This window comes from Pedomonas sp. (assembly GCF_036515995.1).
GTDB lineage: Bacteria > Pseudomonadota > Alphaproteobacteria > Sphingomonadales > Sphingomonadaceae > Pedomonas.
Window position 1 is genome coordinate 1 of the sequence record NZ_DATBUP010000090.1, and the last position, 8,059, is coordinate 8,059.

8 protein-coding genes and 1 pseudogene are annotated in these 8,059 nt (G+C 58.6%); 5 read left to right on the forward strand and 4 right to left on the reverse strand.

What is annotated here, in order from left to right:
• Positions 1 to 559 precede the first annotated feature (559 nt).
• Positions 560 to 1,708 (reverse strand): annotated as a pseudogene (locus tag VIG90_RS07110) (Fic family protein).
• Between the two features lie 362 nt (positions 1,709 to 2,070).
• On the opposite strand from VIG90_RS07110, the gene VIG90_RS07115 reads away from it, so the two are divergent.
• The 4 genes from VIG90_RS07115 to VIG90_RS07125 all read left to right on the forward strand — a co-directional run bounded on the left by VIG90_RS07115 (position 2,071) and on the right by VIG90_RS07125 (position 4,453).
• Positions 2,071 to 3,465, forward strand: a complete 1,395-nt coding sequence (locus tag VIG90_RS07115) for an ISNCY family transposase (protein ID WP_331592794.1) — start codon at positions 2,071 to 2,073, stop codon at positions 3,463 to 3,465.
• Between the two features lie 192 nt (positions 3,466 to 3,657).
• Complete coding sequence (locus VIG90_RS19850; protein WP_414695476.1) at positions 3,658 to 3,801, forward strand: helix-turn-helix domain-containing protein; 144 nt, start codon at positions 3,658 to 3,660, stop codon at positions 3,799 to 3,801.
• A 131-nt stretch (positions 3,802 to 3,932) separates the two neighbouring features.
• Positions 3,933 to 4,184 (forward strand): type II toxin-antitoxin system prevent-host-death family antitoxin, encoded by a 252-nt coding sequence (locus VIG90_RS07120; protein WP_331592795.1) that lies wholly within the window; start codon positions 3,933 to 3,935, stop codon positions 4,182 to 4,184.
• On the forward strand, positions 4,181 to 4,453 hold the full coding sequence (locus VIG90_RS07125; RefSeq protein WP_331592796.1) for a Txe/YoeB family addiction module toxin: 273 nt from the start codon (positions 4,181 to 4,183) through the stop codon (positions 4,451 to 4,453). The genes VIG90_RS07120 and VIG90_RS07125 overlap by 4 nt, the downstream gene beginning before the upstream one ends.
• A 450-nt stretch (positions 4,454 to 4,903) precedes the next feature.
• Here the strand turns inward: VIG90_RS07125 and VIG90_RS07130 are convergent, their stop codons facing one another.
• Together VIG90_RS07130 and VIG90_RS07135 are read right to left on the reverse strand one after the other, a co-directional pair.
• On the reverse strand, positions 4,904 to 5,590 hold the full coding sequence (locus VIG90_RS07130) for an RES family NAD+ phosphorylase (protein ID WP_331592797.1): 687 nt from the start codon (positions 5,588 to 5,590) through the stop codon (positions 4,904 to 4,906).
• A gap of 22 nt (positions 5,591 to 5,612) precedes the next feature.
• Entirely contained in the window at positions 5,613 to 6,011 is a 399-nt protein-coding gene (locus VIG90_RS07135) for an MbcA/ParS/Xre antitoxin family protein (RefSeq protein ID WP_331592799.1), read from the reverse strand.
• 113 nt (positions 6,012 to 6,124) lie between these two features.
• On the opposite strand from VIG90_RS07135, the gene VIG90_RS07140 reads away from it, so the two are divergent.
• Positions 6,125 to 6,604 (forward strand): GMC family oxidoreductase N-terminal domain-containing protein, encoded by a 480-nt coding sequence (locus VIG90_RS07140; protein ID WP_331592800.1) that lies wholly within the window; start codon positions 6,125 to 6,127, stop codon positions 6,602 to 6,604.
• 271 nt (positions 6,605 to 6,875) lie between these two features.
• Here the strand turns inward: VIG90_RS07140 and VIG90_RS07145 are convergent.
• Positions 6,876 to 8,059: TonB-dependent receptor (locus VIG90_RS07145; protein WP_331592801.1), on the reverse strand; the 1,184-nt coding region annotated here is incomplete at its 5' end.

Here is an 8,059-nt window from a genome sequence, read left to right on the forward strand (position 1 = left end):
CCGCCCCTCGGGCGCCTGGCCGGCGTTGGGGGAGGCAGCCGTTGCTCCGGCCTTCGCGCGTGTGGCACGTCGCGGACCCTGGCGAGGGATGGCTCCGGGGAGGAGGCACGCCCCCCGGCCGCAGGCAAGCCCGTGGCCGCAGGGCCACGCAAGACTAAATGTTCTAGGGGAGAGGCAATTGGTATCAGACGGTTACGATTGTGCCCTTACCCGCGTTCTGGCCGATCCACCGGACCGCAAGTCAGTCGGATCCACCGTCAACTGTACGTCCGAGCGCATTGATGACGAGATCAGCGTCGACAGCTTCGCGTCCAGCGGCTCCTTGCCGTCGGACCTGGAACGTGAAGGTCGGCTCGGGCCTGCGCGCGCAGGCAGGATTTTGGGAAATTCCAAGCACCAACGCTCAGTCAGCAGCAGAGCGCTGCCATCCTGCGCCAGGCGGCACAGGGGTATTGCTGCACGTCGACATGGAGGAGGGGATCCTGCAGCCCGCCTTGCGAACTTTTCCAAGGCCAAATCCGCGATATGAAAATGGAGTCCAGCTGGCTGCCTCCCTGCATCAGGCGCGGTCTTTTGCCTTCCCGTCTAATCGCAGCCTCTCTCGTGTAGTAATAGTGAGATAATAGCGCGCGTGACGCCGCTCGCCGACCCTCGCCAATGCCCCGAGTTCAACGAGATCGGCGAGATCACGTGTCGTGGTGGCCGATGCTGCATCGGTGATCGTGCGGTAGTTGTGGGCGCTCAGCCCTCCAGCAAAGCCATCCGGCCCTCCGGCCATCTGCCGGAGCAGCGCCTTTTCCTGCCGCGCATTGATCCGACCGCGCAAGCGATCAAGCAACCGCGTCTTCTCGATCAGGAAGCGGATATGCTCGATTGTACGCGCCTGCGCTTCCAGCACGATGTCCGCAAACCATTTGATCCAGCCATCGATCTGGTTGCTTCGGCTGGCTCGTTGCAACTCAGCATAATAGGCCTTCTGATGGCGGTTGATTGTCACGGCAAGCGCGGTCAGCGTGGGGGGCTCAAGACTTTGCGCCAGAGCCTTCTCCGCAAGAGCGCGGCCGAGGCGGCCATTGCCATCCTCGAACGGATGGATTGTCTCGAACCAGAGATGGGCAATCGCTGCACGCGTGACGGCAGGTAAAGGGGCGCTGCCCAATGAGCTGCTATCATTGAACCAGGCAATGAAGCGCCTCATCTCCTCCGGCACCTGCCTTGAGGGCGGTGCCTCGAAATGGACACGGGGTGCATGGAGGGCACCCGAGACAATCTGCATGGGATCGGCGTGGGTGCGATAAGCGCCAATATCCGCAAGGTCTCGGCGGCCATTCATCAGCATTTTGTGTCAGTCGAACAATTGCTGGTCGGTCAACGGCTCAGCGTAGCGCCGATAGAGGTCTGCCATCAGTTCTGCCGCCCCGGCTTCGGCTGGATCGGCTCGCCGCCTGTCAGCTTCAAAGCCGAGCTGTCGTGCCAGGGACGCCTGGACGCTCGCTCGGTGCAGCACTTCCCCTTCAATGGCTGAGCTGTCGACCATTTCCTGAGAGATCAATTCAATGACGACCCCTTGCCGAGCCTCACCATCCAGATGGTCCATGGCTCCGACAATGACGCCGATGCCCTTAAGGAATCGCTCCTCCGCATGACGCAGCTGTGCCAAATCATATGTGAAATGGGGCCAGTCAGAGAGTTGCCAGTCCCAGAGCATGATCGATCAGAGCCGTTCTACAGATCATTTTAGCAGCAAAAGATGATTTATAGAAGCGCGGTCTATCGATCAGACCGGATGCTTACCGCCACGGCCTCGGAACGAGTCCCCAACGGTGTGTGACGGACAGAACCCGCAGCTGAAAAGCCAGGCCTGATCGGCCAACATGCCGATACAGGAAATGCCGCACGGCTGATCGAGACTTGGTAATATTAACATAATGCATATTATCCGAGTTTCATTTTTAAGGGGGTTGTAAGGACAATTTAGAGATGTCACTCCCCGCAAGTTAGAGATGTCACAACCGGGGCGTCTTGCGGGCCTTCGTGGCATGGTCTCCTGCATGGCAGGAGGACGCGCTGATGACGGTGATAGCAATGAGCCATAGCGAGCTTTCACGCTACGACACCCTGCGTCGCCTTGAACGCGGCGACCTGCGCATTGAAGATGCCGTTATGCTGCTGGGTGTTTGTCGACGCCAGGTTTATCGCCTGCTTGGACGGCTGCGCACGGAAGGCCCTGAGGCGCTGGTGTCGTGGAAGCGTGGCCGGCCAAGCAACCGTGCCTTCAAGCAGGACTTGCGTGCTCGAGCACTTGGCCTGGTCCGTGAGCACTACCATGATTTCGGTCCGACGCTGGCGGCCGAGTATCTCGCCGCACGGCACAGCATCTCGATCTCGCACGAGACGCTGCGCCAGTGGATGATCCAGGATGGTCTATGGAAAGATCGCGCTGCCCGGCGTCCGCGGGCCTATCAGCCTCGGTATCGCCGGGATTGCCGCGGAGAGCTGATCCAGGTGGACGGATCGAAGCACTGGTGGTTCGAGGATCGTGGCCCGCAATGCACCCTGCTCGTCTATATCGACGATGCAACCAGCGAACTGATGCAGCTCAAGATGGTCGAGAGCGAGAATACCTTCGCCTATATGGACGCGACCCGGGAGTACATCGAGAGGCATGGCAAGCCGGTGGCATTTTATTCGGACAAGCACACTGTGTTCCGCAGCGCCAATGCTTCAGCCCTCAGAGATGGAATGACGCACTTTGGCCGGGCTATGGAGGCGCTGAACATCGAGATCATCTGTGCAAACTCGCCGCAGGCAAAGGGGCGAGTTGAGCGCGCCAACGCGACCTTGCAGGATCGCCTGGTCAAGGCGATGCGCCTGGAAGGCATCTCGACAATTGCACAAGCCAATGCCTTCCTGCCCCAGTACATGGGGCAGCACAATGCCCGCTTTGCCAAGGCGCCGCTTGATCCGCGGGATCTTCACCGGCCCCTCGCCCCCCACGAAGATCTGAAGGCTGAGATGGTCTGGCGCGAACAGCGCACGGTCACATCAGCGTTGACGCTGCATTATAACAAGGCGCTTTTCATCCTCGAGCCCAACCAGATCAGTCAGACCGTGGCCGGCAAGCGTGTCGAGGTTTGCGAGTTCCCGGATGGACGGCTCGAGATCAGATACGCAGGGCATGTCCTCCCGTACCGGATCTTCGACAAGATCCGGCAAGTGAACCACGCCGCAATCGTCGAGAACAAGCATCTGGATGCGGCGCTGAGCATGGCACGGCTGCTGCAGGACCATCTGCCGGAAAGACGGCGCAACACCAGCCAACCTTCCCGTCGATCGCAGCGCACTCACCTGTTTCCTCAGCCCGAACGGAGCGAAGTACCACCTATGAAGCGCAAGCGCGGTCGTCCCTCACTTCGAGGGCCCGCACCAGCCGAGACTGCTCCAAGGTTGGCCGGACGCCACTGAGAATGCAGCAGGGCTGGCGCGGTGCAAGGCCTTGCACCGCGCCAGCCCTGCTGCATCAGAACCGTGACATCTCTATCTAGCCGAAACAGTGTCTTTTCTAAACTGCAGGGACACATTTTTAAGGGGGTAGATTCTATTTCCAGGTGCGACTTTTGGGCCATCTCAATGGCTTAGCGCACGAAGGAGCGATCCATGCCTCCCCATATTCGGCGGACCTATTCTCACATCAGTTTGAAAGAACGGCGTAAGATCGAACGATGGCGGGTCGCAAAGATCAGCGTTGATATCATGGCTGAGAAGCTGGGCCGGCATCGTTCGACGTGTTGCGCGAACTGAGGCGCAACCGTTTCCATGATCTGTGATTCCTGCCGTCACCAAACGGGCTAGTAAATAGTAACAGGATTCTTAATCAGTTAAAACGTACAGAATTCCGTGCATAATGTCTTTTATAGACGCTCGAGAATGACATGGACGTCATGACCTATACGGATGCTCGAGGTAGCCTGAAAAAGCTCATGGATCGTGTTATCCATGACCGGGAACCTGTGGTCATCACACGAGAAAAGAACGAAGCAACGGTGATGATTTCACTCGATGATTACAATGCTATTCAGGAGACATTTTATCTCCTCCGTAGCCCCAGCAATGCGCGCCGACTGTGCAGTTCCATGGACCAACTTGAGGCGGGATCCGGCCAAGAGCGAGACGTTGCACTTTGATATTCCTTTTTTCAGATGAAGCGTGGGAAGATGATCAGCATCGGCAGAGCCACAGCGATGGTGAAAGAATTCTGTATCGTGTCGATGAGTTGATCGAAGCGGCTCAACGCGAACCTTTTAAAGGACGCGGCAAATCTAAAGGACTGAAAGGGGATCTTCAGGGTTGGTGGTCCCGACACATCACTGATGAGCATCGTATGGTCTACAGGGTCACCGGGAAGCGCCAGCAGCAACAGTTTGATATCGCGCAGCTTCGATACCACTACTGAATGCCCGTTTGAGAAGATTCTTGGGTGAGAAATGCGCCTGAGACGCAAACTATCCGTATTGGGTGCGCAGTGTTTTTGCCGACTTGGAGTGCGCGATCCCTAAGCGCGGTCTGGAGCACGTCGATGATGCAGCTTGTGTGGCTTGGTTCTGCAGGGTTCAGTTCCATAATATGAGCTCGTCCCAGCTTGAGGCGATGACCAGCGAAAGCTCTGGCCGGCGATGGGGCCGGCTTCGCCAAGCGCTTGCGCTTCCTGCAGACCGATCACTTCATCTGGCGCAGTCCAGAAGATACCGGCCGGTTCAGTCTGGCCGGCATCTGGCCCATGACTGCCTTCCTCCTGCATAATTGCCATTGTCACCCGGAGGCTCACTCAGGGTGAGGCCGTTGTCCCGCAAGTGCTAAACGCAGCGGAAAAATTCGGAATGAAGTATGGCTTTTATCCCGGCGCTTAAGGAACTCGGGAGGCCTGGTATTCCCGTTTCTCGTAGATCTGGCAAATGGCCTGGCCATCCCAGCGGTATGTCAGGTGGCGTTCCTGTCGGCAGCCTGACAGGCAGCGAGGACGATAGACGGCAACGCAGGTGCCGTTCTCAGCCCTGACGCTGTGGTAGATGACGCCATTGGATCCATCGCTCCGCAGCATCCGGCCGAGTTTCTGGCTGAAGCTGTAGTCGTCTGCATCATAGACGCTGGCCGGAACGTGGCCGTTGCGCAGGTCATGCAGGTCGCCGTCCAGCCTGGCGATGTAAACCCGCATATCGATGTCGATCGGGGCCTCGTTGGTGCGTTTGAGGAATTCTTCGCGGTGATGCCTGGTTTCAGCGACCGCCGTATCGATCTCAAGGGCAGCATAGTAGGCGCCAAAGGTAGTATCGGTGAAACGGCCGCCCTCAGGATTGAGATGGGTAAAGGCGGCCATGATCGGGGTTGAGCCCGGCCCAGTGACACGCTCCTCCACCGGGACAAGGGTGATATCCCCCACCTCTTCCCGCAGCCTGTCATTGGTCATCGCCTCAACGGCAAACACGGCCTCAAGGTCTGCGGGACTGGAAATCCGATCGAAAATCGACACCGGGGGAAAGATGGACGGCACGATGCGATAGACGAACCAGCCTGTGGCCGCGAGAGGCGGCAAGGATACAGTCCTGCTGGTCATCCTATCCCCGCTGAGCGTCGAGATACTGGCGAACCACGTAAAGATCCCCGACATTGCCCGATATCATGCGATCAAGGGCGCTTTTGCCGCCAAACAGTGGAGCGCTGTTAGGAGCCCGCATCCATGCATCGGCTCGAGCCTGATCCGGCAGCAGAATGTTGATGGCTTTGAAGATACCGAGCAGGTAAGAGATCCGCTCAAGCGTATCGCGGCTGATCTTGCTGACGCGGCCGGCCTTCCAGGCGTGGAGGGTTGACCGACTGGCGAGACCAAGCAGCTTCATCTGCTCTTCCTCGGACAGCTTCCATGCCTTAGCCAGACCAAAGAAGGCCCGCAGCGCCGGCCCGCTAAGATCGGTAGCAGAGGCGCCGGTATTTGGCTGAGCAACCGGGTGGGCCATTGCAGTCTCTCCCTTCGGTTATGATCATAGTATGCACATATAATTCATAAATGTCCATAGTCTAGACGTATCCGGCTCCAGAGCGAAATGAGAAGCATGCAGGCGGACGGCAGATGTACATGCCGCGCGGCAAGGTGCTGGGCGGAGGATCGTCCATCAACGGCATGGCCTATGGTCGCGGCATGCGCGGTGACAATATTTCCTGGCCCCGACGCCGGCTGAACCGGGGCGTTGATCCCCCGCCTTCGCAGATTCAGAGCTTCGCTGGAACTGCGATCACCTCAACAGTGGGGATTAAGCCGGCACCCGACAAGGCTGTGCAATTCCGGCCCAACGAACAGGCGGCTGAAACAGCCTATCTGTCCTGCGCCACGGTTGCTGAACAGATGTGCGGGATCAGCGCACTTCCTGACGGCATCTGCAAGGACAAGCTCACCATTGCCCTGGGAAGGCGCGATGGAGCTGCTTGCAGAGCGCATCTTGCCATTCATTCGACATCGCTGCTGCAATGCACGACGCCTTGCGTGTGCCGGCGCCCTGCCCCGCAGGGGACGGCAATTCGGCTGCCCAGACAACAGGGCGATCAAAAGTAATATTCATCATGACAGTCGGCCTGCAATCACGGCCCCGTCAGCTCGACCATCACGGATACCTGTCTCCCTTGCCGTTCCGGGACGCCGCCGCACGGCCACATTACCCCTGTGGTGCCTGGTTCAGCCGCTCTGACGATTCTGCAAGCAAACAACCCTCCTCCCGGAACCGCTCTTGTCTCCTCTGCACGGCCTCTCGATGCGCAGGGACCATTGAGGTCCCCTGCGCCGGGAGATCCGCATCATTCTTCAGGAACGCCTTGCAACGCGCCCCTCAAAAGGAAAAGCCAAGATCCACACCATAGGTCCGCGCCGCCTCGAAGAGGGCCGCGTCCAGCAGGCCAAGCGTCGCTGAAAACGTTGGCGACCGGTTGTTGGTCAGGTTGCGCCCCCAAACGGACAACTTTGCTCTCGTCCCGCCAAGATCGATATCATCAATCGATGCTCGGGCCCCCAGGATCCAGCGCGACGGAGCGACGGAAAGGGCCGTGCGGTGCGCTACCATATCATATTTGCTGGTGTATTGCGCGTCAGCGCGCAACGAAAGCACGGCACCGTTCGAAAACTCCACAAGTTCGTAGGTCGCGGCCGCATTGCCAGTCCAGCTCGGGCGGAACGTCGGCTGGAATGTATCGATCGAACCGATAGCGGGATCAATCTCGGTATATTTGAAGTCCGAATACCCGGCGGCAGCATTCAGTGTCAGGCCAGGCAAAGGCTGGGCAGTGATTTCAAGCTCTCCGCCGGTCGACTTGGCCTTGCCCGCATTCTTCTGGATCTGGACACCATTGTCAAAGGAGATGAACTGCACCCCGCCGAAGCGCGTATGATAGACAGCAGCGTTCAGGCGTAGGCGGCGATCGAGCAGATCCGCCTTGACGCCCCCTTCCACGGACTTGGCTGTTTCAGGCGCATATTCAACGCCGTTCATGACGCCGCCCGACACATAACCCGTGCTGTATTTGATATAAGCCAGCACATCGTCGTTTGGCTTGTAGTCCAGACCGACGAGATAGGTGAACTTGTCCTGCTTCGTCTCGAAAGGCTCAGGCAAGAGGTTGTAGGCAAAGCGATCGTCCCAGGTCTGGCGACCGCCCACGTTGATGTCGAGAGTCTCGGAAATATGAGCTGTGGCCTGGCCGTAGATTGCATAGGACTTGTTCTTGACGATGCCCGGCTTGACGAAGGGGCCCGGAACCACGAAGTTCGGCGCCACCTGAGCAAAGGCCGCGGTCGGGCCGAGCGTGGCGACGTCTATGTCCTCGTTAAAGTAGTAGACGCCGCTGATCAGGCTAAAAGCATCGGTATCGACGGCGATCTGCGCTTCTTCGGTAAACTGCCGGTTCTTCGTGCCGTTGACGATGCCCAGCAGCAGGATCGGGTCTCCGATCGAACCCTGATTGAAGCCGGCAAATGCTTCCAGCCCGGGGACGCCTGCAGTGCCCAGGGAGCCGTAGA

What these genes read in the sequence shown, in the direction of transcription:
- VIG90_RS19850 (WP_414695476.1), top strand. Translation starts at nt 3,658, where the DNA reads ATGCCTCCCCATATTCGGCGGACCTATTCTCACATCAGTTTGAAAGAA.
- VIG90_RS07135 (WP_331592799.1), bottom strand. Translation starts at nt 6,011, where the DNA reads ATGGCCCACCCGGTTGCTCAGCCAAATACCGGCGCCTCTGCTACCGAT.
- VIG90_RS07140 (WP_331592800.1), top strand. Translation starts at nt 6,125, where the DNA reads ATGTACATGCCGCGCGGCAAGGTGCTGGGCGGAGGATCGTCCATCAAC.
- VIG90_RS07115 (WP_331592794.1), top strand. Translation starts at nt 2,071, where the DNA reads ATGACGGTGATAGCAATGAGCCATAGCGAGCTTTCACGCTACGACACC.
- VIG90_RS07120 (WP_331592795.1), top strand. Translation starts at nt 3,933, where the DNA reads ATGGACGTCATGACCTATACGGATGCTCGAGGTAGCCTGAAAAAGCTC.